Source organism: Peribacillus sp. CSMR9 (assembly GCF_033141925.1).
GTDB lineage: Bacteria > Bacillota > Bacilli > Bacillales > DSM-1321 > Peribacillus > Peribacillus simplex_A.
This window is the reverse complement of sequence record NZ_JAOPHO010000013.1, coordinates 1-25,131: the sequence shown is the minus strand read 5'-3', so window position 1 is coordinate 25,131 and position 25,131 is coordinate 1. Positions and strand designations below refer to the sequence as shown.

The following is a 25,131-nucleotide window of genomic DNA, read 5'->3' as shown; positions in this document are numbered from 1 at the left end:
TGGAAAGCGGAACCATTTTTCACAAACTCGCCAAAATCTTATTGTTGAGAAAGATTCAATGCCGTATTAGCCGCTTTAAATTCACCTGCGCTTGCTCACTTATATCCTGAGGATGATAATATCCTTTTGAAACCATATAATCACTTATGATCCCATGTGTTTCTACAGCGGACCTAAGCTGTTCCCGTAATGCAGCCCTCAGTTCAGGTGAAGCTGTTTCAGTTACAGCGAAAGCCGCATTTCTAATTCCTGATTTGGCAGAAATCAGAAAGTCAGTTGCAATCACCTGATCGGTCATTCCACTCATACCCGCCATATTTTGCAAAAAATTGGTCATTATTTCCCCTCTCCTTGATTAACCAGAATTTCCTGTAATCTTTGAATTTGCTCTCTGCCGCTGCTGATGTCTTGTAATAGAATGTTTTTTAATTCCGTATCTAGAACTAATCCGTTCATTATAGAACTTTTAGATAGACAAAGGCTTTTGAAATTCAATATTTCATGCAACTCTAACGTTTCATGCAGTCCTAACTTTCCCATTAAAAGTATCTCTCCTTTCATTTACATTCACTTACTTATCTTTCGTTGTTCAAATGGTCTTATTCATTGTTTCTTAAAGAAGGTAAAACCTAGACCCCCTGTATACCAATGAGTTGAATAGGGAAAATTACTTTTGTTACATACACTTAGGGGGTGATTGGATGGAAAATGAAAAACTGGCCTTTCATGAGACCATGGAGACGCATGAAATAATAAATTTTAAAACAATAAGCTTGATGAAATCCAAATTAATGCAAGGAATTTGTTTCGATAATGATTTAAAGGCACTAATGGAAAAAGACGTACAGCAATCCATAATAGCCATTAATGAACTGAAAAGTTTTTACCAAGGTGCCCGAACAAACTATATACAATGAGGTGAACGTTATGGAAATGGATTATTTAGATCCCCAAGGCGCTGAACATATGCCTGAAATGGCTGATTCTTCTTTTGCCCTGGATTTCCTACTGTCAATCAAAAGCGGGATTCATACGTATGCAATAGCTATAACGGAAACAATAAGTCCAGAATTGGGACAAGCCCTATACCGGCAAATGGAGCAATCCATTGATTTACATGCCGAAATATCCGATTTAATGATAAGTAAAGGCTGGCTTTATCCAAATGATATAGGAAAGCAAGGTGAATTGGATTTGAAATCAGCTGAAATGGCAATCAGCATCGCTCGGATGAGGTTATTCCCTAACGATACAGATAGACTCGGGATGTTCGCAACGCCAAATAAATAGAGGAGGAAGTTTTATGAAAGCCGTAACTTACCAGGGCAATAAAAACGTGCAGGTCAAAGATGTTAAAGACCCCCATATCAAAAATTCAGATGATATTATCGTAAAAGTTACAACTTCAGCCATTTGCGGTTCGGATTTGCACTTGATTCATCAAATGATTCCAAATATGCCAACTGATTATGTTATTGGCCACGAGCCAATGGGAATTGTCGAGGAAGTCGGTCCAGGTGTAAATAAGTTAAAAAAGGGAGATCGTGTAATCATCCCCTTTAACGTTAGCTGCGGAAGCTGCTGGTATTGCGAGAACGACCTTACAAGTCAGTGCGATAACTCAAACCCTCATGGCGAAATGGGTGGTTTTTTAGGATATTCAGAAACAACTGGTGGGTATGCGGGAGGACAAGCAGAATACATGCGGGTTCCTTATGGAAATTTCACACCTTTTAAGATTCCAGAAGACTGTGAGGTAGAAGATGAAAAATTGGTATTACTCGCAGATGCAGCTTCAACTGCATTTTGGAGCGTAGACCATGCAGGAGTTAAACCTGGTGATACAGTTATCATTTTAGGCTGCGGTCCCGTTGGATTACTCGCTCAAAAATTCGCTTGGTTCAAAGGAGCGAAAAGGGTCATTGCCGTCGATCATCTCAACTATCGTTTGGAACATGCTAAACGGACAAATAAAGTCGAAATTGTTAATTTCGAACAATATGAAAACGTAGGGGAATATCTCAAAGAAATAACTAAAGGCGGAGCCGACATCGTAATTGACTGTTCTGGCATGAGCGGTAAAATGACTCCTATGGAATATCTTGCAACTGGCCTTAAGCTGCATGGAGGTGCCATGGGTGGTATTGTAATTGCCTCCCAAGCCGTGCGTAAAGCTGGAACCATTCAAATAACAGGTGTTTACGGAGGGCGTTATAACGGATTTCCGTTAGGAGATATATTTCAAAGAAACGTGGATATCAAGACCGGACAAGTTCCTGTTATCCCTTATATGCCATATCTCTATAACCTTATATCTGAAGGAAAGGTTGATCCTGGCGATGTCGTAACCCACGTACTTCCAATCGATCAAGCTAAACATGGTTATCAAGTATTCGATACAAGGACAGACGGATGCATTAAAGTGGTGCTGAAGCCCTGACATAGCAGTGATATTTTGTAGGTTACTGAATTTATTGACTCCAGGTACTATTGTTCAAGCTATTTAGCTTAGTTCACAAGTTCAAGTCCACTATTGCTTCTCTTCTAGTTCCAAAACCTTTATTGCTTCCCATCCTCATAAATTGTTACCAATGATATTCAAACTCCAAAATAAAAGCCACTTTTCCTGAAACTCGTCCAGGAAAAGTGGCTTTACGTTTAAAAAGGAAGATAAACTTAATTATCACTTAAATCAATTGAAGGTTCGATCCTTACGTGGTTTATCGTTATAACTTTACATTTATCCTATCTTTTTATAAAAACAAGGTTATAATAGCGGTATTTCATGCTTATTATTTTGTTTGTTGTTTATTCATGGCGCTCATCATTTGATTAATTTTCTTTTGGGATGGTTTCATACCCATTTGCATCATCATCATTTTCAGCATCTGTTCGTTAATTGGCGGATTTTTCTTTAAGTAATCCATCATGTATTTACGAGCGATGAAAAATCCCAGCACTACTCCAGCAATCAATGCCAGTACGCCAACTAGAATGTAAACCCACATACTATTTCCTCCTTCGTGTTGTCTAACATCAGTGTACTAGACCAAAGGTTATTATACAATACCCGCTACCGAAAAGTCCCCCATTTAGACAAATTTTCTTTCTTTTATCGGTTTTAACCAACCGTATTTTTCGTGTTCAAAATCAATGGCTAGAAAACTCGCTTCATATTTTCGAATGCATTCAAAGAAAGCCGTCTCCGCTTCATAGTCTCCTTCAGCTTTAAGCGTAATGGACTCATCCTGGATGATTAACACGCCTTTACTTGATCCGTTTGTTTTTTCTAAATAGTATTTTCCATTTTGAGACCAAAAATTCATCTTTTTTTGTAAACGTTGTTCAATTGCTACCTGCAACTGGATAATGGGGACTGTTTTGGTGACAAATTCGATTTGTTTTTGCAAAATACTCTTCAGTCTGCCCCTTGCTTGAATATACTCCAAAAACAAATTGAAAAATAGCTTTTCTCTTCCATAATAATGATGGGCAAATTCATCTTCGATTAAAAAGATTTGATAGGTTCTCATCAGCCAACGCCTCCTAGCATTCCTATTTTGGTCACCAGAACAACTTACCATCAGGACCTTCCATTATTTCTACCCTTGATGACTTTCCCCTTTAACTGACACGTTTAAACGAAAATTATTTATTCTCATTATATATTGACAAACTAAAAAGATATGTTGTTTGCTGGAGAAATTTTTTTCTTTTTTTGTCGAATGGATGCTATCCCAGAGAATAAGAGCACTTTCAACATACAATTAGAAGGTTCGATAAAAAAACTGACACCAAACTAGTTGGTGTCAGTTCCCCATTACTATTATTTAAGCATTTCTTTAACACGAGCAACTACATTTTCTACAGTGAAACCAAATTCCTCCATGATCTTACCGCCTGGTGCAGAAGCTCCAAAATGATTGATGGCCAATATTTCACCCTCATCACCTGCATAACGATCCCAGCCAAACGGTGAAGCCACTTCAATAGCTAGACGTTTTTTCACTGCTGGATTGATTACACTTTGTTTATATTCTTTAGATTGAGTTTCAAATCGATCCCATGATGGCATGCTGATTACCGAAACATCAATTCCATCGTTCGCTAAAGCTTTCTGTGCTTCCACAGCCAAGTTCACTTCAGAACCAGTCGCAAGTAGTAATGCATCCGCTTCTTCTTTCTTAGCAGCGGATATGATGTAAGCCCCTTTTGAAACACCATCATAAGCAGTTTCGGAAGTATCTTTTATTGTTGGCAACCCTTGACGAGTCAGTACAAGGGCAGTCGGTTTATTTGTAGACTCCATAGCCACTTTCCAAGCTGCTGCCGTTTCATTGCCATCAGCTGGACGGATTACCCCTAGGTTAGGCATTGCCCGCAATGATGCTAATTGTTCGATTGGCTCATGTGTCGGTCCGTCTTCCCCTACAGCAATGCTATCGTGGGTGAAGACATACGTTACAGGTAGTCCCATCAGTGCTGCCATTCTTATAGCAGGACGCAAATAATCAGAGAATACGAAGAATGTACCTCCGTACACTTTTAATCCACCATGAAGGGTCATTCCATTTAAAGCCGCACCCATAGCGAATTCACGTACACCGAACCATATATTACGGCCACTGTAATTACCAGGTAATAGATCTGTCTCACCTTTGATGGCAGTATTATTAGATCCTGCTAAATCTGCAGAACCACCAATGAAGCTAGGGACCTTTTTGGCAATTGCATTCAATACTTCTCCGCTTGAAGCACGGGAAGCTAATGTTTTTCCTTCTTCATAAACCGGAATTTCCTGATCCCACTCAGCAGGCAGTTCACCTTTGATTGCCAGCTCCAATTGCTCGGCTAACTCAGGGTGTGCTTCTTTGTAATTTTTGAACAATTCATTCCAAGCTTCTTCTTTTTGGGCGCCTGCCTCTACAACAGATTCATTGAAGTGAGAATAAACTTCTTCTGGAACATGGAAATCCTCTTCGAATGTCCATTTATAAGCTTCCTTAGTCAACTTCAGCTCATCTGCACCAAGCGGAGCGCCGTGAACAGCAGATTTACCTGAACGGTTTGGTGAACCGTAACCAATAACCGTTTTCACTTCGATTAATGTTGGACGTGCCTCATCGGTTTTCGCTTCTTCAATCGCTTTGGCAATTTCCTGAAGATCGTTCCCGTCCTCAACGCGGACATATTGCCATCCATAAGATTTGAACCGGTTTGCTACACTTTCACTAAATGATTGACTTAAGTCGCCGTCAAGGGATATATCATTAGAATCATATAAAACGACAAGTCTTCCAAGTTGCAGATGTCCTGCTAATGAAGCCGCTTCTGCAGAAACACCTTCCATTAAATCTCCATCCCCACAAATGCTATATGTATAATGATCGACCACATTATAAGATTCACGGTTATAGCTTTCTGCCAAGTGGCGTTCTGCCATTGCCATTCCGACTGCCATTGCAATACCTTGTCCAAGAGGTCCTGTCGTTGCATCTACCCCAGCGGTATGTCCGAATTCGGGATGTCCTGGAGTTTTACTTCCCCATTGGCGGAAGCTTTTCAAATCATCGATAGATAAGCCATAGCCCGATAAATGAAGAAGGCTGTATAACAGCATAGACCCATGACCAGCTGAAAGAACGAAGCGATCTCTATTAAACCAATCTGGATTTTTCGGGTTATGATTCATATATTCAGTCCATAATTTGTACGCCATCGGCGCTGCACCCATGGGCATGCCTGGATGGCCGGAATTAGCCTTTTCAATTGCATCTATCGATAATGTACGAATCGTATTGATAGAAAGTGCATCTAATTTATCTAACATATCGTAAAACATCCCTTCCTGTAATGTACCTCTTTATATTATAGTGACCAGCATAATATCACAACTAAAAACACTATTTACAACCCCGATATTACAATATTTTCTGGAAATTAAAGAAGTCCCCTATTTAGATTAAGCTAAATAGGAGAATACATACATGAATGCACTCCCTTTTTAATCCTTAAAGCTTAAAATGGGGTGTTTCATGATAATAGTCCAAGCATTAATGTAAGTTTCTTTTTTCTTTAATATTCTTTATCTTTTGAGGAGTGACGTCATTACCTTCTGGATCAACGACTTTCACGTGCTCCAACGTATCGGACATGGACCGTCTGAATGTTTCTAAATACTCACTTCTTAATTGGGTTTGCTCTTTCGCCTCGACTTCCGTTAAACCTTCAGCCTTTGCCTTTTTAGAAAGTTCATTAATACGGGCTATTTTTTCTTTTGATAGCATAATTTCGCTCCTTCGTAATCTGCGGATATTGTCATGGTATTAAAAAAAAAGCGAAATTACAAGTTCTATGATTGACTTTCCTGTATATTTAGTTGATGTTCGAGAAAACGCCTGTTCACCGTAGCTTTGGATACATTGTATCCAAAGCCCCTTAAAGTGGCTGCGATTTCTGCAAATGTCAATCCATTGGCCCGGAGTTTAATAATCTCTTCAATGGGAATTTCCATACGTTCCCTTCCAGTAGAATTCCTTTGGTTCTGAAGATTATTTTGAGGGCGGTAGCCTTTTTCAACGGCTCTTATCATCCCGCGTTTTATTTTTAGGTTATGTAATTTCCTTTGATATTCCTCTACAATACCGACTATCTGGATGACCATGGCATCCGAATCCGATAACTCTATTTCCCCATCGTGTGAGAGCGTATAAATTTTCACGTCTTCTTTAAGGATGACATGGAAAAGGGCTATTTTGGCATTCCCTCTTCCTAGTCTTGTTTCGTCCTGGATTAATAGAACTTCGGCTTCTTTGGCTTTAAATAGTTCGATCATGTCAAAAATGCCATCCCGGTTTAACTCATAACCGCTTTCCTGCTCCTTTATTATGGAAACAACTTCCATATCCAACTTTTCGGCCAATTTGACTAATTCATCTTCCTGCCTTGCCAATGATGTCTCCTGTGACTCTTTTTCTGTGCTAACCCTACAATAGATTATTGCCTTCATAATACCCTACCTTCACTGCTTACTGCTGACTTGCCAAATTCTGAACAAGTTCTTCCCCTTTAACCGGTATGACAATGACTTGACCAGGTTTAATCGAATCTGCCCTGACTCCATTATGCTCTTCTATCCAACCAATGAATTCTTTTTTTGTCAAATCAGCTTCATCATATTTTTCGGCAATTCCCCATAGGGTGTCGCCTTCACCTACTTCTATAGAAAGGAAATCTTTTTTTTGATCATTGTCCAATGTACAAGAGAATAAAATTGAAAAGATGAATACTGATCCAGCTAACAGAATCGTATATACATAATTTTTGTATATTTTTTTCATAAATATCCCTCCAAAGCGAATGTTCGTTCGTATGTCATGTCAAAATTATAATACGAACGTTTGTTTCAGTCAACAACTAAATTCGAACTTATGTTTGTATAGAGTTGGGGGCCATGCTATAATGGAGCAAAGAACATTGGAGAAGAGGTGCACATATGACTAAACTATCAAAACGGCAGCAAGATATCCTTGATTTCATTAAAGAAGAGGTCCGCCAAAAAGGGTATCCACCTTCCGTCCGGGAGATTGGCGAAGCAGTGGGACTTGCATCAAGTTCAACAGTACACGGGCATTTATCCCGCCTGGAAAGTAAAGGTCTGATAAGACGTGACCCAACCAAGCCGAGGGCCATTGAAATACTGAACTTGGAGGAAGCGAATAATATCCCCAAAGCTAGTGTCGTGAACGTGCCGTTACTTGGTAAAGTAACCGCGGGCATGCCGATAACTGCAATTGAGAACATAGAAGAATACTTTCCGCTTCCCGAAAGCATGGTTCCACATGATGACCATGTTTTCATGCTAGAAATCATGGGCGAAAGTATGATTGAAGCAGGAATTCATGATGGAGATTATGTCATCGTGAAACAACAAAGCAGTGCCAATAATGGAGATATCGTCGTGGCCATGACGGAAGATGATGAAGCCACTGTAAAACGATTCTTTAAGGAACCGGATTACATAAGGCTTCAGCCTGAGAACTCAAATATGGAACCAATTATTTTAAGAGATGTTTCGATACTTGGAAAAGTAATAGGCTTATATAGACAAATACATTAAAAGCGCTAAACGCGCTTTTTTTTGTTTGTTTAATTTATGTCCGAAATTCTATCATTATGCATTTGGAAGACTAGGGTTGAAATATTTTTTTAATAGAAGCGTGTTTTCATAGGAGTATTAACACATTATTCATTTATGGCGGTTGATAGGCAAAGTATCGCTTTCTGGATATATGTACTTTAGGAAAAATATGAAACCATAAAATTAATAAAGAGCGAGATAAAACCCCGCTCCCTGTAAATGTTCATTTCACTCTTAATCTTTGGTTCACTTTAATAAGGTTAAGATCGACCAATCCATTCCACTGTTGAATCTGCATTTGCGTAGAACCATATGCTTTTGCAAGCGCAGATACGGAATCCCCTTTTTTGACGATATGATAGACCTCTTCGATGCTTTCATCGTATTTAGTTAAATCGCTTGTTTCGATTAGGTTCGCCAGTTTTTCTATATATTTCGGATCCGAGGCGTAACCCGCATCGAATATTGCTTTGAGTGCTTTTTTGTAATCTTGTTCTCCAATGACGGCTGTATACAAACTTCTATTCCATGAAGTTCCCTTTACATATAGATTGGCAAGATCTCTTAGACTTTCTTCCCATGTTGGGTATTTTCTGAATTTGTTCCATACTTGAACGGATGCACCGTTGACGTATTCCATTGTTTGTATAATGACTGACTCGCCCTTAAAATCACCTTTTGTACCGAATATATTCTTTCCTTGATTTGCTAAAAAGCTTGTCCCATATCCACTCTCCAAACAAGCTTGTGCAATGATCACAGAAGGCAAAATTTTAAATTCCTTTTGAATTTTCAGCGCATATGGAGCAATTTCCTTAATAAACGTTTCCTTGCTCATTAGAACCTCCATTATTAAGACTCACTTTCTTAACTGGTTATCTTCATTCATATCGTATTCTAAACCATGAAAAGGGTGACAGCATGTCCAGCAAAAAAGGTACTGATATTTGGTTAATTGTCTTCACTATGATCAAAAAAGAGCAAGCATACATTGAGCGGCTTCACATTGAACTCTGAAAGTCTTCGAAACTTGTTGTATCAACTTTCATTGATCAATCGTTTATATTGCATTAATTAATATGGTATAAATCCTTTGTAAATGGTAAAAGTTAATTGTGAAAACTTCTAAGGTGGTGACATTATGGACTTCCCAACCATCCATACAAACTTTTGGGATGCAGTGATAGCCATTCCTACCATCATGACACTTACTCAACTTATTAAGGTCATGTTTCCAATTCCTCCAAAATTCATCCCTGCCATCGCTTTGGTTCTAGGCTTATTCATTTCCATTTTCATCAGCCATCGACACCATTTGGTTGCAGGAATTTTCATGGGCTGGTTTTATGGCTATGCAAGCATTGGCAACTATGCTGCTCTCAAAACTAGTATTTTGTCTTATAGAGAATCTTATCAAAAGTAGGATTGAACTATACATGATAGCACACGCCTCGGGTCATCAATCTTGTTTTTGCCAGGAGACCAAACTAGCTTATATTCCCATCGAACAATCCAATATTCATTCCTTTATGGCAATTACGGCCTAGCTTTTTACTTAGCTGAATCAACATAACCCAAAGTAAAGTAAATAAAACCAATTCACACCTCCTCACATTTCAACCTAAAAAAACCTCTCAATTAAGAGAGGGGATTTTTTGGTAAGTTCCACTACTTTTCAATATAGACCGAACGAATCAGCGTACGGGTTCTTTCAGGACCATTCATGCTTTTTTCCTTGACGTCAATTGTTACATTATAAACACCTGATTTAGGCACTTCTGGAAGGGTACCCGAAAAATTTTCGGTATCCATTTCCTGAATTGTGCTTTTTTCGCTAATTTCTTTCCCGCTTTCATCTATTAGATGAACCAGAAATGTTGTGCTGATTGGCCTTTTTTTATCATTCATCGGATTCTTAATGATAAATTTAGCATCTTTTTGCTTAACTTTACCAGCCATACTTAATATAATCGGATTCTTTTCGTTAAATTGTGCCGTGAAAAGGTATGCATCTTTTGGTGATTTAGTCTTCATTCGCACTCTCCAGTCACCAATTTCAAGTTTATTCCTATTAAATGTTTGTATGGTAGCACCATTAAAAAAGGAAGTTTGATTTTTTGCAGATTGAACTTTTAAGGAAGGTCTATACTTTTTATTAGATGGAGAAATCAATTCAACCTCGACATCATTTGTGGCAGTGTATATGGTTATATCACTTGGAGCTGCTTCATTTACATGGAAACTTTGTTCGTTCCAGACATTTTGTTGCAGGACATCTCCCAGGACGGTTTGCGAAAGAGCGGTTGTGATGACATCATCTTCAACGTTTTCTTTATAATTGACATTTAAACCAGGAATCCCAGCAATAGAAGTGCTTCTTAAATAGGGTTCAATCCTTGAAAATACAGCTGAACCTATTCGAATATTGTCGTGATCATAGTTGGGATCCGTAAATAAATGTGACGCGTAGGGTATTTTCGTACTCCATACATTCACTAAACCATCATTTTCTCCATATGAAGATAAATATTGTCCACCCATTGATAAAGCGGAAAGAACCGGCCCTCTATTCATACCGGCCACGGTGAAATACATATTTTTCCGGGCGTTAACATGGTTATCCGTGACAGAACGAAACTCCGCCATTTTACCAACCTGTAAAGAATAAGTTCCTTCATCTTTTTGGCCCAATAGGGAACCAAGCCAGCCCGCATACCAGCTATATGCCAAATCAGCCAAGTTGGAACCGTGATGAGGGGAAGCTAAAGTGATGACCCTTCCAACATATTGGTGTGCTCCAAAGTGTACTAGAGCCGCTTGGGTGTCTGGCCCCCCCTTGCTGTGAGCTATAATATTTACTTTTTCGCCCCCGAAATGGTTACTGATTTCTGCAAGCATTTGAGCTAGCAGCCTTCCGTTAGCATATTGGCTAACTGATCCATTTCCAGCAGAATCGTAAAGCTGTACAAAAACCGTTTGATAGCCCGCTTCGTATGCCTTAGTATACATATCATTGACACCGTGATAGTCCGTTTCACCGTACCAGCTGGCTGAATTGCCATTTTTACCTTGGACAAATACGATCGGTGGTTTATTTGGGTCAAGATTGGGAGGGGTACTTCCCAGAAACCAATCCCCTGGGTTGAAAGTTTCGGATGGCGGCTTCAATTTTCCCGCTGAGGAAAAGCTCGGCTTTGCCATAATTAATATGGTTAGTATGAGGACAAGAAAAACGACATAATTGATTACATTCCTTTTCAATTGTTATTCTCCTCCCATGGTATTTTTCGAATTCACCTATTATCAATGCCCTCCTTTACGGGTCTCCTATATCATTCATTAGTTTATATTTGTACTTTTTCCTGCCATTACCTGCTAACTTCATAAAAGATGGGAAAAAAAAACTAGAAGAAAATTATATATATAGAGATAAAGTATGAAGATGTTAAAAAGAGTGCGCCTTGTAAAAAATCCGGGTTAGTTTGATGCCTACATGAGTTTATCTGGTTCACATCACTTCCTGAACGATTGGCTTCAGAAGAACTTATGAAGGATATGTTAATAGCGATTGCTAGTAAACACGAAGAAAAAAAGAAAACAAGCCCTTCTCCTGCAAAGGATAGAGGGCTTGACTTTCTTATGAACAACATTATTAATTTTTCCGTCGAATATGCCACTGTCCAATTGCCCCTAATCATGTTGTTTTGAAATCCGTCCTTTGTAAGAAATAAATCACAGCAATTGGCTGTCATAATAGAATTCCAGTATCAAACGGCTATTATATACAAATGATCGATACATTTCACTTAAACAGCTCTCATGATACTCCATCAAAATGTTTCCCCCTGTGGGTGAGTCCATAACAATTGGGTCCGCCATCGAAGTACATTTCCATAAAAACACTACCAGCATGCCGATTCGGAGTTTGGATTATTAACTCCGTTAAGCACTTACCCCTCCCCCATCATACCTGTATTTCACCCTGAGAACTGGATAATTGACTTCAGTGATAAGCTCATCCTTTCGATTGTACAGTTTGAATACACCGTTGTGTACGATAATATCCTCAATGATTTCTCCACGAATTTCCTTTCCAATCGCAAAGGTGCTAACAGCAACTCCTACTGCAACTTCAATAGACCTAATTTCTCTTTCCACTTTTTTCACCTTCTTTCCATTCTCACTCGAATCATCATAACCATGAACTTTGTCCCTTGGCAGGTTAGGATTACTATTGATTAGATTTTTCATTCCAGGAATGGCTTCTCTAGTATAGACACACAATATCGATTGAACTTTCAACTACATTTGAAGTGTAGATGAGGGTCAAAAAAAATGATATCGTCGATGGAGAATCCTACACATTCAGCGAACATATACGCCTTATCGATTCGCAGAGGAATCTTATATTGCTCATAGTCAATGTAGGTCCTCTTGGCCATTTTTAGCACTTTAGCCATTTCCTCTTGGGTTAACCCTTTATACTTCCTCGCTTGTTTAAGTGTAAACTTAACGTTTGTCATACCTTGTCACCACCTATCTAAAAAAATGATATCACACTTGAAGTATAGTTACCAACGATTTTTTGTAAAATTCACGCACTTTAAGTTTACTCACTTTCACTCATAGTGTATATTCAAGTTAGAGGTGAAGAAATATGCACATTGGTGAAAGGATTAAAATGTTAAGAAAAGAAAGAAAAATGACACAAGAAGATTTGGCAAACATATTAAAAGTGGCCCCAACGGCAGTATCAGCATGGGAATCCGGACGGAATAAACCTTTAATGGATAAATTGAGCATGATATCCACATGCTTCGAAATCCCGCTATCCCACCTCATTGAAGGAGCACCTATCATTAGAAATGATCCTGCAATGGAATTTTTAAATGAAAAGAATGTCAGATTAATTGGTGTCTATGGAAATATACCTGCCGGAGAGCCTAACTTTACCAACGAATATATAGAAGCGTATATGCCGACGTTAAATTCCATGCTAAAATCGAACAAGGAATATTTTTTCCTTAGAGTAAAAGGCAACAGCATGAACAAAGAATTCAGTGACGGATCATTGATCCTCGTTGAAAAAACAACCTACGTCGACAGCGGAAAAATTGGTGTGGTCTTAGTAAATGGTCACGATGGTACAGTCAAAAAAGTGATTATCAATGAAGAAAACATCACACTCATCCCCTGCAGCACGGATCCTTTTTATGAAGAAAAAACCTATCATATCAAAAATGATAGAGTCCGAATTTTAGGAAAAGTGGTACAGGCCATTAAAATATACGATTAATACCCAACTCTAGGGTTTCATTGGCAAATTAAAGAAAAGCTATAATACATAGATTAATTCAATTCGTTAAGCCAAACATTTATCCACTTATACATATTAGGTACAAGCCATTTTGGTTTGTGCTTTTTAATATTATTTTTTATGAGTGAATGCATTCGGCAACTAACTTCGCCCAGGACGCTTTTTTCAATCTCCTTGCTTTTCATGCAGACTAAACCATTTTGTCAACCCAGCCAAGGTGCTCCATTATTTTTCCCAGTAAATGTTCAACCAAATAAGAAAAACCTTCTGTATTTGAAAATCTAATTTTCATTTTTCCATTCTCCTATGCCCTTACTTTTTATTCTTTGGTCCACCAGCCTATATAAGAATCGTATAATGGGTTGATACGTATTTGCCTCTGTAGCTCTAGCAGGGAAGAGCGCCGGAAAACATTGTAGCCACCTGGTCGCAAGGTAAGGGTTTCAGAAGCACCGAAAAGCAAATAAGCTGAGGCAGGTGGAATTCCGCCGGTGAAAATCCGTAGGGAAGCGTGTTCTCCCCTAACCTAAGCTAACGAAAGGAGTGCGAGTGCGGGTTCGAATCCGTCAGGGGCTTGTTTCCATGATGAACTGCGATTTATAGAATGGCTTTACGCCTATTGATCTCCCCTTTGTATCACGGGTTATAGCTTGTCCTTCCGTTAAAAAAGTTCCCCTTATATGGCATACCATTCAAAGTCCCCTTTTGCCTTCTGCGCAAATTTATGATTTGTGAAGAGGCTGTGCCATCGCTGTCTTTCAATCTTTAATTTCCCCGTTTATCAGTTTTAGAATTGCTTTTTAATAATTCCCCAAAAAACAGTTAAGGTTAAAAATATATTCAATATATTCACAAAGGCTTCCGCCATTATTGAAAGAATGGCGGAAACGGGAAAAGTCCCTCTCTTTTTAGAGAAGGACTACCTGCGTGATGTGCTTTCTGGAAGCTATAAATAATTTAACCAGTCAACTATAAATTATTCATTTCACCCGCAATTTCTGCTCTACGGTAATGGTGAACTGGCTGTCAAGATCGTTCCAATCCTTAATTTGCTGCACTGTACTGCCATATGCCCCGCTTAAGGAGTATACAGTGTCCCCACTAACGACAGTATGGTATACCGCTGTAATTTTCTTGGTAAGATTGAAGCATTTAACTATACCGTTTACATGTCCGCGAGCCAGTGTTTCAATAAAGGATGCCATTTTTAATTTGGCTGCGTCATTGACATTATCGATAAATCCATTTTCAGTCAGGAGTGCGGGCATGTCCGTTTCACGGAGCACATGTAAATCGCCTGTTTTTTGTCCCCTGTCTTGAAAGCTGATAAGCTTCATGACCTCTGAATGAATATGATCTTGATACGTTTTCGTTATCTGGTTGGTTGACGTATAAACGTAATCCTCATACCCAGTGCCTCCGCCAGCATTAATGTGAATGGAGAGGTAGAAGTCAGCTCCCCAAGCGTTCGCTTGATTCGTCCGATCGTCTAAAGAGGGGTACGTATCTTGGGGCCTGCTCATTTTTATAGAAACGTTATTATATTCTATTAATAATATGTCTTTGATTCTAGTTGCAATAGATAAAGTTAAATCCTTTTCTCTCAATCCATTACCCACTGATCCTGAATCCGTACCGCCGTGGCCGGGATCAATAAATATTTTTACCATTTCACTCACCTCTATTAATCTTATGTTGCACATTAACAAATGCCTGTACACATAACTACCGGATTAAAGAAAGTTTCATAATATTAGATTCGGTTTCCTCACTAGGTCTACGGTTAACATGAAATGCGTTCTTCCTTTTCCCTAAAAAAAAACACCTCTCCTGGTGTTTCAGTCTGTAGACAAACTCGATTTTCATCGAGTTTGCCTACAGTTTTTTATGGCTTGTACAATTTGAACGTTGATTGGAATGTAGGGAACTCGCTTTCCGCGGGCGGTCCGTCCGCCCTCTGCTTGCGCCTGCGGGGTCTCCCATAGACGCGCTTTTCCCGCAGGAGTCTCACACACCCGTTCCAATCAACTTTGTTATAAAATTTAGATAAAATCTCTTTTGCCTTCAGTCTTTTTTGTTTTAAAATGGCAGGATTAAAACATTCCCTACAATGCACGAGAATCTTTTTGACTTCTTGAAAAAGCTATCTTCTATTATTTTACTTTGGTAAAATTGAACTATAACTTAAATCAAATAGAGGTTCCATAATATATGGAATTCACTAATCAGGTTCTTTTAAGGATGCTGATACATGGAAACAAATGAAATTAAGGATTTGGATAATGTTATGACCGAGATTTAATCCCGTGAAATGGACCTTTATTCAAATTTATAAAAAAGGATAACGACTTCATTCATACTTTCGTTGAAGGGGATTTCATTACAAAATCAATCACTCCAACTTCTATGGTTATCTGGAAAAAAATCAATAGAACAAGCAACACAAAAACAAAGATTTTATAAAATGGCATGGTGTGGGGAAACGGTGAATTAAATGAAGGGGAAGTCGATGATAACCATTTTGTTGCACCATAGAATCCTTTGATGGTTGATGTGAGGTTATCGGAACGGCAATCGATATCACCGAAAAAAAAGAAGTGAAAGCAGAATTCGAGAATTGGAAAAATTAGCGGCTGCATGTGAATTGGTGCTGGAATAGCCCATGAAATCCGAATCCTTTGACTTCCTTAACCAAATCATCAGTGAACGGATACATGATGCAAGCATCCTAGAATATCTTGGGATCATAGTGGTGGAACTGGATAGGATTAATAACATCGTTAATGAATTTATATTTATAGCAAAACCTGATGAAACCATTAAAATCAGTAGAAACAATATTTACTCCAACATATCGAATATCATTAAATTCATGAAACCACAGTGAAATTTAAGGCATCCGGATTATTTTTGAATCCAAACAACCTCCCTTAAGGCAGTATGTGATCAAAACCTAATGAAACAGGTGTTGATTAACCTTATACAAAACTCTTTTGAAGCAACTGATGAAGACAGTGATGATATAAAAATACTTTTTAAACGTTACCGGTGAAAAATTGATGAATGTTTTAAACGAATGTAAAACTTTCCTTTATTCCCATTGGCTATCTTTCCACTCATTTAAGCTGCTTAATAATCTATATTAGAATGATTTTGGGCCAACAGCAGCTGAAAATTCCTTTTCGCAATTGCATCCTGCACAATATGGATTCTTCTTTCCCTATTGTGCTATTTTTTTCTCTTTTTATTGTGGGTACTTCTTAAAAGATGAAAAAGGCTGTTTTCACATACTTTGTTGCTATTTACCAGGTAGTGAGTTGTGGTTGATTTCCCCTTCAGATGCTCGCTTTCCGCGGGGCGGGCGGTGAGCCTCCTCGGCGTAAACGCCTGTGGGGTCTCACCTGTCCCGCTGCTCCCGCAGGAGTCTCGCACTTCCGCTCCAATCAACCTTAAATAGTTTCGTTTTAAAAACAACAATCTTTACGAAAAGAGCCATGAAAAAAAAGTGTTTGAACGCTAATATTGATATCCCATCTATAATGTGAACTTAAACGCCTGAACATTGTCCGGGATTTTAAAAGGAGAAGACGTATGAAAAATGAATATGGTAAGTTTGAACAATTGGTTCAAAAGTTGGATCCAGGCATCAAACTCATTCGCGCATGGGAATTAAAAGGCGGAATTTCTGCTCAAGTGACAGGACTTGAAATGTTACAATCTACAGGGAGGATCATAAGGATGATCCTTCGTCAGCATGGTGATAATGACTTGAAACGGAATCCGAATATTGCGGCAGATGAACACAGGCTTTTAGGGATATTGAAGGCTGCAGGTTTGCCTGTACCGAAGCCTTATTACATCGAGCAATCCTGTGAGGTTTTTTCCAGGCCATGTATACTTATCGAGTTTATTGAGGGCAAGCCAGATTTTACCCCCTCAAATCTTAATGATCATATCCTACAATTGGCAATCAATCTAGCAAAAATCCATCATGTTGATTGTGCGAAGCTACCTTTATCTTTCCTCCCTAAACTAGAAAATTCATATGGAGAAATGTTAGATAGTAAAGATGGGGCAATCCTGGACGAAACCTTAAATCTGAGCTTGATCAGAGATTTGTTAAAATCATACATGCCATTACTCCCAATGAATAAAGAAGTGATCCTTCACGGTGATTATTGGCCAGGAAATATATTATGGAAAGAAGATAAACTAGTTTCTATAATTGATTGGGAAGACTCAGGCTTAGGGGACCCTTTGGCTGACCTTGCCAATAGTCAACTCGAGATTTTATTTCATTTTGGAATGGATGCAATGAGTGACTTTACCATTCAATATAAATCCATGATGCCGGAGTTGAATTTTACAAACTTACCCTTCTGGCAATTATTTGCCGCATTACGGTTATCTGATTTTCCTGAATGGGGCTTGGAAAAAAGCAAGGAAAATAGCTGGAAGAAAAGACACAAGTCATTTGTTCGTCAAGCAATTAACCAAATTCGTTTAAATTAATGTATTTTCAATTTTTTTAAAATGAGTGACAGATCTGATATGCCTATGAACTTTTGATAAAGGCATTTATACCAGTCCCTTTATCAACTTTTTTCATAAACTAACAATGACTTCCCAAAAAAATCCAGGAGGTGTTTAAATGTATAATAAGCCCTGGGGGCATCCGAAAGGCGGTCAATGTCCACTACAATATTGCCCACCTCACAGAATCCCTACTCAGTATAATCCACCTCAAATTTCCCCGACAAAGCAATATGTTAAAACTAATGTCATTAACACTGTGATTCCGGTTTTTCACCCGACACATACAACTACCGTGAATAAACATTTCACCACATATATACCGCATACCCGAAGTATCGTGAAAGAGTGTTATACCCAAAGCTTTGTTTGCGGAGTTCCTCAATCCCCCAGTTTTTCGAGGAGAATGTTAAGATATTAATTTAAAAAACCCCGATTCGGGGTTTTTATTAATTCCTTCCATCAACCTTTGAAATTTGACATTCAAAGGATTTACAACTGTCTAAATGCAAACTCCCTATATTTTTTAAAGTGTTGTTTCTTATAAAACTCTTTTGCATCAGTGTTTTCAAACCAATAATCCAGTTCAATTAAATCTATATCATTCTTTTTCGCAATTTCATATATCGCATTCATTAGTTGCTTACCGTAGCCCTTTTGGGTTTGACTTTCAGCGATACTAAGCTGATGCACATATACTGATTTATATTCATTTTTAAAAGCACTTTCTGGATAGGTTTTAATTTCAATCCATGCGTAACCGATCGGTTCTTCATGTTCTTTTAAAAGAAGAAAAACAAAACTTTTATTTTCAACCAAACTTTTGAAAGTTTCTTTCATTGCACTATAATTATATTCCTTAAAATACTTAGGATATAGTTTCGCATGCAGGCTATGGACATTTTGATTTAATTTTGCAATTACTTCATGATCCCTGGTTTGACTAACATACATAATAATCCCCCTGTCTATACAATGAAACATTCATTATTTATTATAAATTCAATGAAAGAAGTTCACCCTATCATAATCATTTAATGAACTTAATTCGGCAAAATTCCTAAAAGTTCCTGTTTGACTTTCTTATATTGCGAGCCTTGCAAAAGGAAAGATCAGCCCAGTAGCATTCGATTTAAAGAAAAGTCTCGCAGACAATGCGTACAAACCGATTCTCTTAATCTTACTGATATACGAGATGGCCCATCAAATGAAGAATAACTAGAGTAATGGATGCGCTTGGCAGCAGCCCTGGTATTATTCAATATAAGAAAGACTATCTTGACGTTTTTTTAACATAAAGGAAGTTTGTTCTCATTATTATCCGAACTGCTGCTAAACAATCTGAAGTGGCTTATTATATAACTTTCCATATAGGATAAGCCTAATATTGTGGAACATGATAGGATATATCCTGAAACGGTAAGGATTATTAGACTGGATATAGGTGGTTTTAGTTTAATTATGGGGCCTTTGGATGTTAAGATGCTTGGTGAAGAAATAATGAAAATATTGGAGGAGTTCATCTTGAATCCATATGCATATTTGGCAATAGCCATCATAAGTGAAGTGTTTGGCAGCTCGATGTTAAAAGTATCAAACGGATTCAAAAAGTTATTCCCTTCAATTGGTGTTGTAATTGGAATGGGTTTGGCTTTTTATTGCCTGTCTTTATCTCTTAAAACAATTCCACTTGGAACGGCTTATGCTATATGGTCCGGAATAGGTACTGCTTTAACTGCATTAGTGGGAGTTATCGTTTATAAAGAAAGCTTTAACCTGAAAAAAATTTTAGGTTTAGCCCTAATCATTGGCGGAGTGGTTGTTTTGAAACTCTCCAGTGGCGACGCTCATTAATATTTTGAGAAACGGAGGTAATTATATGAAAGGATACATAGCTTTAGGAATATCAATCATAAGTGAAATATTTGGCACAATCATGCTTAAGTTATCTGAAGGATTCACTCATTTATTCGCTTCATTTGGGGTCATTATTGGATTCGGAATCGCATTTTATAGCTTATCCATATGTCTTAAAACAATTCCGTTAAGCTTGGCATATGCCATTTGGGCAGGAATTGGCACAGCTTTAACTGCATTAATAGGCGTACTATTATGGAGTGAGCCATTTAGCATCACTACATTAGGAGGCTTAGTATTAATCATTGGTGGAGTGGTTTTACTAAATGCTTCCCATACTCCCAAACAAGCAGAAGGATCGTCAAACTAATGGTTTGCGATTCCTCCTATGTCTATAAGAAAAACACGATACCCTGAACTGCATTAGAAAAGGCCGCCTGCGCGACCTTCTCTTTTGAATGGAGCTGAGTTTCATGAATCAGTCCTTCAATTGAATTTAATTTTTACAGACTTTTTTTCATGATAACCTATTTGTTTTTTCATTTCCTCCTTAGCTTGCCAGCATATTTCTCAGGGTTTCACCAAGTCCGTCGAGCAAAGTCCGTGAACTTGAATTTATCGGGTCTATGCCTGGATTCGCTATACTGAAACAAGCTTCCATCAATTAAATGAACCGTACTTTTCACCACTGCCACCATATCGTAGTCTTCTATGTCCAATAATTGTTTATCTTCTTCACTGCATGGCTCCACAGTAATTTCCTTATTGGAAAAACCAATCTGGAGCCCGAGTTCCTTTTCGATATATCCATAGATCGAATCCTCACAAATTTCTCTTGTCAGATTAGTTACGAACCCACTATTGAAATAGTCTTTGTCCAGAATGATTTTATTCCCATTGATTTGCCGAACCCGGAACACTTTCCACACTTCCTCACCTTCAGTTAAGTCAAGAAGCTTGATCATGCTTGTGTCCGGGGACTCAAGCTCCATGGTATGGATGATCGTTTTGGAATGCAGATTCAACTTTTCCACCATTTCTTTATAGGAAATCAAGCCTGCTACAGGAAAATTAAATTTGCTGAAATCCAATACAAAGGAACCCTTGCCTTTGATTTTATGGATATACCCATTTTGTTCAAGCAATTGCAAGGACTTTCTTACAGTATCCCTGGAGATGTCATACTCTTCCATGAAGCTGCTTTCGGAAGGAAGCTTTGAATTTGTCGGAAAGGTTCCTCCTTCAATTTTTGAAACGATATCACCATATAGTGATAGGTATTTGCTGTTCATTTCATCACCACAATATATTTTTGTTAGTCTGCTACTCGTCCTTTTTCAACAAATAGACAACCGATTCATAGGGACGAAGGATAATGTCATCTGCAAAGTCTTTCGAATCGATATAGTTCGAGAGTAGGAGCTCTGACTTGAATCCGGATAGGTCTGCATCTTTTGGAATTTCGAAGGGCACTTCTTTTGCATAAAAGTTATTGATGACCAAAAGTTTCTCATCTTCATGACTGCGTACATAGGCGAACAATCGATCGTGATCGCCAAGAATTTCCTGATAGTCCCCATATGCAATGATATCATGTTTCTTTCGTAAAAATATAAGTTTTTGGTAATGATAAAAAATGGAATCCTTATCCATCAGTGCATGTTCAGCATTGATGAACTTTGCATTATCAGGCACTGAAATCCATGGCGTCCCTTTTGTAAACCCTGCATGCTCCGTATTTTCCCACTGCATGGGAGTTCGCGAGTTATCGCGGGATTTAGCTTGAAGGATTTCGATTATTTCCTGCTCATCTTTGCCTTCCTCTTTTAAAATATTGTAATAATTAATTGACTCCACGTCCCGATATTGTTCAATATCATTGAATTTCGGGTTGGTCATCCCTATTTCCTCGCCTTGATAAATATAAGGGGTCCCCCTAAGCATGTGAATGGCTGTTGCTAGCATCTTGGCAGATTCCTTTTGATACTCTTGATCATCCCCAAACCTGGACACGATCCTCGGCTGGTCATGGTTGCACCAGAACAGAGCATTCCACCCATTCCCTTCTTGCATCCCATATTGCCAGTTGCTTAGGATATCCTTTAACTTCCTGAAGTCAAAATCTGCAATGGACCACTTTTCCCCATCCTTGTAATCCACCTTTAGATGATGGAAATTGAATACCATGGATAGCTCCTTTTCATCTGGTGATGAATATTTGACGCAATGATCAATGGTCGTCGATGACATTTCCCCAACTGTCATCACCTCTTCATCCTTCCCAAAAGTTTCTTCATTCATCTCTTTAAGGAATTGATGAATTTTGGGACCATCTGTATAAAAGCAACGTCCATCCCCTTCTTTGTCATTTTCAAAGGAATCAGGTTTCGAAATGAGATTGATGACATCCAATCGGAATCCTTTAACACCTTTATCCAGCCAGAAGTTAACTACATTGAAGATTTCCCGCCTTACTCTGGGATTTTCCCAGTTAAGGTCAGCTTGTGTCCGATCGAACAAATGAAGGTAGTATTCATCATGTTCCGCTAGATATTCCCATGCGGAGCCGCCGAATTTTGAAATCCAATTGGTTGGGGGCTCTCCATCTTTCGATTTCTTGAAAATATAATAGTCCTTATATTCTTTCTCTCCTGCCAATGCCTTTTGGAACCATTCATGCTCTATTGATGTATGGTTGAATACCATATCCAGCATGATCTGGATATCCCGCGAATTAGCTTCCTTCACCAATCTCTCGAAATCATCCATTGTCCCAAATGCAGGATCAATGGATGTGTAATCCGCTACATCATATCCATTATCATTTTGAGGTGAACGATAAAAGGGGGTCAGCCAAATATAATCCACTCCCAGTATGTTCAAATAATCAAGTTTTTCAATAACACCATTTATGTCACCGATGCCGTCACCATTCGAGTCCTTAAAAGACTTCGGATAAATTTGATATATGATGCTTTTTTTAAAATCATTCATTGTAATTCCTCCTCTGCTGTCCCGGGTGTATCATTTATCAGTATGATAAAAAAGAGAGAGAATGCTCTCCCTCCGCATTATCAAGCATTTAATTTCGTTGTTTTCGTTCTTGTTTTCAAGTTCATTTGAGGACGTTTGGAGAATGCTATAGTCAAAATGAATGGCACAACGAAAGCGACCAACATCGCGAGTGCAAACATTCCCATATACTGTGGCTGGATGGAAAGGATACCTGGGATCCCTCCAACACCGATAGAGTTTGCCATTACTCCCGATCCGACTGAAACGATGCCTGCGAAAAGTGAACCGATCATACCGGCTAAGAACGGAAAGCCGTATTTAAGGTTAATGCCGAACATGGCTGGCTCGGTTACACCGAGATAACATGAGATCGTGGCGGGAATGGAAACTTGTCTTTCCTCCTGATCCTTTCTGTTGATGTAAATCATCGCAAGAACTGCTGTACCTTGTGCAATATTGGATAAAGCGATCATTGGCCATAGATTCGTTCCGCCCAGTTCACTCATAAGCTGCAGATCGATAGCGTTCGTCATGTGATGCAGGCCTGTGATGACAAGCGGAGCATATGCAAAGCCGAAAACGGCAGCAAATAGCCAGCCAACTGATGAATTCAATCCGGAATATACAACCGTAGAAATGACTGAACCGATTTTCCAACCTAAAGGCCCCAAAATGGTGTGGGCAATGATCACAGTTGGAAGTAAAGCAAAAAATGGAACGACGATCATGGAAATGGAATTGTGCACTTTATCTCTCAAGTACCGTTCTAAATACGCCAAAACGAACCCTGCAAGTATAGCTGGAATGACTTGGGCCTGGTAGCCGATCATATCGACTTGCGCAAAACCGAAATCCCAAAAAGGTATGTCACTTGCCTTCGTTCCTGCCACTGCATATGCATTAAGTAGTTGTGGGGAAACCAAGGTCAGACCAAGGACGATGCCGAGAATTTGAGTTGTGCCCATTTTCTTTGAGATGGACCATGTAATCCCAACAGGAAGGAAATGAAAAATAGCTTCACCTATAAGCCAAAGGAAGGCGTGGACCCCTGACCAAAATTGTGAAATATCCACAAGTGTCTTTGTGCTATCATCGAACATTTTTATATCCCCGATGATATTGCGGAATCCAAGAATGAGGCCGCCAACGACAATGGCAGGAATCAGCGGGGTGAAAATATCCGCAAGATGGGAAATCATCCGCTGCAGCCAGCTCATATTCTGTTTAGCTGCCGTTTTCACATCTTCTTTTGACGCTTCCTGCAGTCCAGCTATGGAAACGAATTCATTATAAAAGGATGATACTTCATTCCCGATTATGACCTGGAACTGGCCAGCTTGTGTAAAGGTTCCCTTCACAAGTTTAATCGATTCAATATTCGTTACGTCCGCCTTGGCGGGATCTTTCAAAGCAAAACGCATTCTTGTCGCACAATGCGTAACTGTCGCAATATTTTCTTTCCCTCCGACATGTTGAAGCAAATCCATTGCTGGTTCTGTGTATTTACCCATTTCACTACTTCCTTTCCCTAGAAAGCAAAATATAGTTTATTTTACAACCTGTACGTATAGGTTTTGTATACGCTTTCATATTATCCTGTACGTACAGGTTCTGTCAAGAACTTTTTCCTCACTTTAAAAGGATTGATTTTCATTTACTTTCATTAACGATTTAACGAGGTGTATTAAAATCGGAGAAAAATGAATAATCTGTACTTATTTATATTTAAATAATAAAAAGAGGAGCTAGGATGCTCCTCTCAGACCTATAGACCAGTTTTTTTTAGGTTTTTAAAATTTGACCTTTGCGTGGAACGTAAGGCACTCGCGGTCCGTCCCCCAGTGCTCTTTGCCCTGCGGTGTCTCCCTCTGACGCACCTTTCCCGCAGGAGTCTCGCACTCGTTCCAATCAACTTTGTTTTAACAGTTAGATGGAACTCCTTTGATCTGACCCAATAAAGTTAGACATATTATTTAATAGCATATAAAATTCCGGAAAGGGCATATGTCCCGCTGTTCGACTCCAGGTTCATCGTTTGGAATGGAAGATTTTTTGGGGAAATAACAAAAAATTCTCTACCAAGACCAATCTTTAACAAGCAAAGGCCACTAATCAATTAGTGGCCTCAGACTGTAGACAAACTCGATGAAAATCGAGTTTGTCTATTTTTTATGAGTTGTACAATTTGGCCGTTGATTTTCCACTCCAGGCACTCGCTTTCCGCGGGCGGTCGGGGAGCCTCCTCGGCTTTCGCCTGCGGGGTCTCCCC

At 38.8% G+C, this 25,131-nt stretch carries 27 protein-coding genes and 1 pseudogene; 11 read left to right on the top strand and 17 right to left on the bottom strand.

Annotation, left to right across the window (positions count from 1 at the left end; genetic code table 11):
• Window positions 1-38: 38 nt before the first annotated feature.
• A pseudogene (locus N9I19_RS09050) lies at window positions 39-337 on the bottom strand (spore coat protein).
• On the bottom strand, window positions 337-540 hold the full coding sequence (locus N9I19_RS09045) for a hypothetical protein (RefSeq protein WP_317777581.1): 204 nt from the start codon (window positions 538-540) through the stop codon (window positions 337-339). Before N9I19_RS09045 ends, N9I19_RS09050 begins: the two are co-directional and overlap by 1 nt.
• Window positions 541-701: 161 nt before the next feature.
• On the opposite strand from N9I19_RS09045, the gene N9I19_RS09040 reads away from it, so the two are divergent.
• From N9I19_RS09040 to N9I19_RS09030, 3 genes are read left to right on the top strand one after another with little or no spacing between them, the layout of a single operon-like run.
• Window positions 702-917: a spore coat protein gene (locus N9I19_RS09040; RefSeq protein WP_089363236.1), complete on the top strand. Its 216-nt coding sequence runs from the start codon at window positions 702-704 to the stop codon at window positions 915-917.
• A 10-nt stretch (window positions 918-927) separates the two neighbouring features.
• Window positions 928-1,290 (top strand): spore coat protein, encoded by a 363-nt coding sequence (locus N9I19_RS09035; protein ID WP_317777580.1) that lies wholly within the window; start codon window positions 928-930, stop codon window positions 1,288-1,290.
• Window positions 1,291-1,303: 13 nt separating this feature from the next.
• Window positions 1,304-2,440: a zinc-dependent alcohol dehydrogenase gene (locus N9I19_RS09030; RefSeq protein ID WP_317777579.1), complete on the top strand. Its 1,137-nt coding sequence runs from the start codon at window positions 1,304-1,306 to the stop codon at window positions 2,438-2,440.
• Window positions 2,441-2,792: 352 nt separating this feature from the next.
• Here the strand turns inward: N9I19_RS09030 and N9I19_RS09025 are convergent, their stop codons facing one another.
• From N9I19_RS09025 to yneA, 6 genes are all read right to left on the bottom strand, one after another.
• A complete protein-coding gene (locus N9I19_RS09025; protein WP_034312934.1) occupies window positions 2,793-3,008 on the bottom strand; it encodes a YneF family protein in 216 nt (71 codons plus the stop codon).
• 84 nt (window positions 3,009-3,092) lie between these two features.
• A complete protein-coding gene (sirA, locus tag N9I19_RS09020) occupies window positions 3,093-3,533 on the bottom strand; it encodes a sporulation inhibitor of replication protein SirA (RefSeq protein ID WP_317777578.1) in 441 nt (146 codons plus the stop codon).
• Between the two features lie 293 nt (window positions 3,534-3,826).
• Window positions 3,827-5,830: a transketolase gene (gene tkt, locus N9I19_RS09015; RefSeq protein ID WP_317777577.1), complete on the bottom strand. Its 2,004-nt coding sequence runs from the start codon at window positions 5,828-5,830 to the stop codon at window positions 3,827-3,829.
• A gap of 223 nt (window positions 5,831-6,053) precedes the next feature.
• Window positions 6,054-6,287 carry a DUF896 domain-containing protein gene (locus tag N9I19_RS09010; RefSeq protein ID WP_061462711.1) on the bottom strand — a complete coding sequence of 78 codons (234 nt, stop codon included), beginning with the start codon at window positions 6,285-6,287 and terminating at the stop codon, window positions 6,054-6,056.
• 65 nt (window positions 6,288-6,352) lie between these two features.
• A complete protein-coding gene (locus tag N9I19_RS09005) occupies window positions 6,353-7,009 on the bottom strand; it encodes a YneB family resolvase-like protein (protein WP_061462709.1) in 657 nt (218 codons plus the stop codon).
• 19 nt (window positions 7,010-7,028) lie between these two features.
• Window positions 7,029-7,340 (bottom strand): cell division suppressor protein YneA, encoded by a 312-nt coding sequence (gene yneA, locus N9I19_RS09000; protein WP_061462707.1) that lies wholly within the window; start codon window positions 7,338-7,340, stop codon window positions 7,029-7,031.
• Window positions 7,341-7,495: 155 nt separating this feature from the next.
• Here yneA and lexA point away from each other — a divergent pair, with 155 nt between their 5' ends.
• Window positions 7,496-8,119: a transcriptional repressor LexA gene (lexA, locus tag N9I19_RS08995; RefSeq protein WP_061462705.1), complete on the top strand. Its 624-nt coding sequence runs from the start codon at window positions 7,496-7,498 to the stop codon at window positions 8,117-8,119.
• Window positions 8,120-8,363: 244 nt separating this feature from the next.
• On the opposite strand, the gene N9I19_RS08990 is transcribed toward lexA, so the two are convergent.
• Window positions 8,364-8,978, bottom strand: coding sequence for a glucosaminidase domain-containing protein (locus N9I19_RS08990; RefSeq protein WP_317777576.1), 615 nt, complete (start codon window positions 8,976-8,978; stop codon window positions 8,364-8,366).
• A gap of 303 nt (window positions 8,979-9,281) precedes the next feature.
• Here N9I19_RS08990 and N9I19_RS08985 point away from each other — a divergent pair, with 303 nt between their 5' ends.
• Window positions 9,282-9,563 carry a hypothetical protein gene (locus N9I19_RS08985; protein ID WP_061462701.1) on the top strand — a complete coding sequence of 94 codons (282 nt, stop codon included), beginning with the start codon at window positions 9,282-9,284 and terminating at the stop codon, window positions 9,561-9,563.
• 245 nt (window positions 9,564-9,808) lie between these two features.
• Here the strand turns inward: N9I19_RS08985 and N9I19_RS08980 are convergent, their stop codons facing one another.
• From N9I19_RS08980 to N9I19_RS08970, 3 genes are all read right to left on the bottom strand, one after another.
• Window positions 9,809-11,341, bottom strand: coding sequence for an esterase/lipase family protein (locus N9I19_RS08980; protein WP_317777609.1), 1,533 nt, complete (start codon window positions 11,339-11,341; stop codon window positions 9,809-9,811).
• A gap of 741 nt (window positions 11,342-12,082) precedes the next feature.
• Window positions 12,083-12,391 carry a hypothetical protein gene (locus N9I19_RS08975; RefSeq protein ID WP_317777575.1) on the bottom strand — a complete coding sequence of 103 codons (309 nt, stop codon included), beginning with the start codon at window positions 12,389-12,391 and terminating at the stop codon, window positions 12,083-12,085.
• Window positions 12,392-12,438: 47 nt separating this feature from the next.
• A complete protein-coding gene (locus tag N9I19_RS08970; RefSeq protein ID WP_061462697.1) occupies window positions 12,439-12,663 on the bottom strand; it encodes a helix-turn-helix transcriptional regulator in 225 nt (74 codons plus the stop codon).
• A gap of 134 nt (window positions 12,664-12,797) precedes the next feature.
• Here N9I19_RS08970 and N9I19_RS08965 point away from each other — a divergent pair, with 134 nt between their 5' ends.
• Window positions 12,798-13,436 (top strand): LexA family protein, encoded by a 639-nt coding sequence (locus tag N9I19_RS08965; protein ID WP_089364973.1) that lies wholly within the window; start codon window positions 12,798-12,800, stop codon window positions 13,434-13,436.
• Window positions 13,437-14,437: 1,001 nt separating this feature from the next.
• On the opposite strand, the gene N9I19_RS08960 is transcribed toward N9I19_RS08965, so the two are convergent.
• Window positions 14,438-15,127, bottom strand: coding sequence for an N-acetylmuramoyl-L-alanine amidase (locus tag N9I19_RS08960; protein WP_317777574.1), 690 nt, complete (start codon window positions 15,125-15,127; stop codon window positions 14,438-14,440).
• A 992-nt stretch (window positions 15,128-16,119) separates the two neighbouring features.
• Here N9I19_RS08960 and N9I19_RS08955 point away from each other — a divergent pair.
• From N9I19_RS08955 to N9I19_RS08945, 3 genes are all read left to right on the top strand, one after another.
• Window positions 16,120-16,344: a hypothetical protein gene (locus tag N9I19_RS08955; RefSeq protein ID WP_317777573.1), complete on the top strand. Its 225-nt coding sequence runs from the start codon at window positions 16,120-16,122 to the stop codon at window positions 16,342-16,344.
• 704 nt (window positions 16,345-17,048) lie between these two features.
• Window positions 17,049-17,969 (top strand): phosphotransferase family protein, encoded by a 921-nt coding sequence (locus N9I19_RS08950; RefSeq protein ID WP_317777572.1) that lies wholly within the window; start codon window positions 17,049-17,051, stop codon window positions 17,967-17,969.
• 139 nt (window positions 17,970-18,108) lie between these two features.
• Entirely contained in the window at window positions 18,109-18,411 is a 303-nt protein-coding gene (locus tag N9I19_RS08945) for a CotD family spore coat protein (RefSeq protein WP_317777571.1), read from the top strand.
• Window positions 18,412-18,482: 71 nt separating this feature from the next.
• Here N9I19_RS08945 and N9I19_RS08940 read toward each other — a convergent pair whose 3' ends face one another.
• A complete protein-coding gene (locus N9I19_RS08940) occupies window positions 18,483-18,944 on the bottom strand; it encodes a GNAT family N-acetyltransferase (RefSeq protein WP_317777570.1) in 462 nt (153 codons plus the stop codon).
• Between the two features lie 570 nt (window positions 18,945-19,514).
• Between N9I19_RS08940 and N9I19_RS08935 the strand changes: the two genes are divergently transcribed.
• A complete protein-coding gene (locus N9I19_RS08935; protein ID WP_317777608.1) occupies window positions 19,515-19,844 on the top strand; it encodes a DMT family transporter in 330 nt (109 codons plus the stop codon).
• A gap of 25 nt (window positions 19,845-19,869) precedes the next feature.
• On the top strand, window positions 19,870-20,217 hold the full coding sequence (locus N9I19_RS08930; RefSeq protein WP_317777569.1) for a DMT family transporter: 348 nt from the start codon (window positions 19,870-19,872) through the stop codon (window positions 20,215-20,217).
• 208 nt (window positions 20,218-20,425) lie between these two features.
• On the opposite strand, the gene treR is transcribed toward N9I19_RS08930, so the two are convergent.
• The 3 genes from treR to treP form a co-directional block, all read right to left on the bottom strand.
• A complete protein-coding gene (gene treR, locus N9I19_RS08925) occupies window positions 20,426-21,139 on the bottom strand; it encodes a trehalose operon repressor (protein WP_089364981.1) in 714 nt (237 codons plus the stop codon).
• Window positions 21,140-21,170: 31 nt separating this feature from the next.
• Window positions 21,171-22,841, bottom strand: a complete 1,671-nt coding sequence (gene treC, locus N9I19_RS08920) for an alpha,alpha-phosphotrehalase (RefSeq protein WP_317777568.1) — start codon at window positions 22,839-22,841, stop codon at window positions 21,171-21,173.
• Between the two features lie 80 nt (window positions 22,842-22,921).
• Window positions 22,922-24,373 carry a PTS system trehalose-specific EIIBC component gene (gene treP, locus N9I19_RS08915; RefSeq protein ID WP_089364983.1) on the bottom strand — a complete coding sequence of 484 codons (1,452 nt, stop codon included), beginning with the start codon at window positions 24,371-24,373 and terminating at the stop codon, window positions 22,922-22,924.
• Window positions 24,374-25,131 lie beyond the last annotated feature (758 nt).

Bases quoted from the DNA above. Each gene is read 5' to 3' on its own strand.
- N9I19_RS09045 (WP_317777581.1), bottom strand. From the start codon at position 540: ATGGGAAAGTTAGGACTGCATGAAACGTTAGAGTTGCATGAAATATTG.
- N9I19_RS09040 (WP_089363236.1), top strand. From the start codon at position 702: ATGGAAAATGAAAAACTGGCCTTTCATGAGACCATGGAGACGCATGAA.
- N9I19_RS09035 (WP_317777580.1), top strand. From the start codon at position 928: ATGGAAATGGATTATTTAGATCCCCAAGGCGCTGAACATATGCCTGAA.
- N9I19_RS09030 (WP_317777579.1), top strand. From the start codon at position 1,304: ATGAAAGCCGTAACTTACCAGGGCAATAAAAACGTGCAGGTCAAAGAT.
- N9I19_RS09025 (WP_034312934.1), bottom strand. From the start codon at position 3,008: ATGTGGGTTTACATTCTAGTTGGCGTACTGGCATTGATTGCTGGAGTA.
- sirA (WP_317777578.1), bottom strand. From the start codon at position 3,533: ATGAGAACCTATCAAATCTTTTTAATCGAAGATGAATTTGCCCATCAT.
- tkt (WP_317777577.1), bottom strand. From the start codon at position 5,830: ATGTTAGATAAATTAGATGCACTTTCTATCAATACGATTCGTACATTA.
- N9I19_RS09010 (WP_061462711.1), bottom strand. From the start codon at position 6,287: ATGCTATCAAAAGAAAAAATAGCCCGTATTAATGAACTTTCTAAAAAG.
- N9I19_RS09005 (WP_061462709.1), bottom strand. From the start codon at position 7,009: ATGAAGGCAATAATCTATTGTAGGGTTAGCACAGAAAAAGAGTCACAG.
- yneA (WP_061462707.1), bottom strand. From the start codon at position 7,340: ATGAAAAAAATATACAAAAATTATGTATATACGATTCTGTTAGCTGGA.
- lexA (WP_061462705.1), top strand. From the start codon at position 7,496: ATGACTAAACTATCAAAACGGCAGCAAGATATCCTTGATTTCATTAAA.
- N9I19_RS08990 (WP_317777576.1), bottom strand. From the start codon at position 8,978: ATGAGCAAGGAAACGTTTATTAAGGAAATTGCTCCATATGCGCTGAAA.
- N9I19_RS08985 (WP_061462701.1), top strand. From the start codon at position 9,282: ATGGACTTCCCAACCATCCATACAAACTTTTGGGATGCAGTGATAGCC.
- N9I19_RS08980 (WP_317777609.1), bottom strand. From the start codon at position 11,341: ATGGCAAAGCCGAGCTTTTCCTCAGCGGGAAAATTGAAGCCGCCATCC.
- N9I19_RS08975 (WP_317777575.1), bottom strand. From the start codon at position 12,391: ATGAAAAATCTAATCAATAGTAATCCTAACCTGCCAAGGGACAAAGTT.
- N9I19_RS08970 (WP_061462697.1), bottom strand. From the start codon at position 12,663: ATGACAAACGTTAAGTTTACACTTAAACAAGCGAGGAAGTATAAAGGG.
- N9I19_RS08965 (WP_089364973.1), top strand. From the start codon at position 12,798: ATGCACATTGGTGAAAGGATTAAAATGTTAAGAAAAGAAAGAAAAATG.
- N9I19_RS08960 (WP_317777574.1), bottom strand. From the start codon at position 15,127: ATGGTAAAAATATTTATTGATCCCGGCCACGGCGGTACGGATTCAGGA.
- N9I19_RS08955 (WP_317777573.1), top strand. From the start codon at position 16,120: ATGAAATCCGAATCCTTTGACTTCCTTAACCAAATCATCAGTGAACGG.
- N9I19_RS08950 (WP_317777572.1), top strand. From the start codon at position 17,049: ATGAAAAATGAATATGGTAAGTTTGAACAATTGGTTCAAAAGTTGGAT.
- N9I19_RS08945 (WP_317777571.1), top strand. From the start codon at position 18,109: ATGTATAATAAGCCCTGGGGGCATCCGAAAGGCGGTCAATGTCCACTA.
- N9I19_RS08940 (WP_317777570.1), bottom strand. From the start codon at position 18,944: ATGTATGTTAGTCAAACCAGGGATCATGAAGTAATTGCAAAATTAAAT.
- N9I19_RS08930 (WP_317777569.1), top strand. From the start codon at position 19,870: ATGAAAGGATACATAGCTTTAGGAATATCAATCATAAGTGAAATATTT.
- treR (WP_089364981.1), bottom strand. From the start codon at position 21,139: ATGAACAGCAAATACCTATCACTATATGGTGATATCGTTTCAAAAATT.
- treC (WP_317777568.1), bottom strand. From the start codon at position 22,841: ATGAATGATTTTAAAAAAAGCATCATATATCAAATTTATCCGAAGTCT.
- treP (WP_089364983.1), bottom strand. From the start codon at position 24,373: ATGGGTAAATACACAGAACCAGCAATGGATTTGCTTCAACATGTCGGA.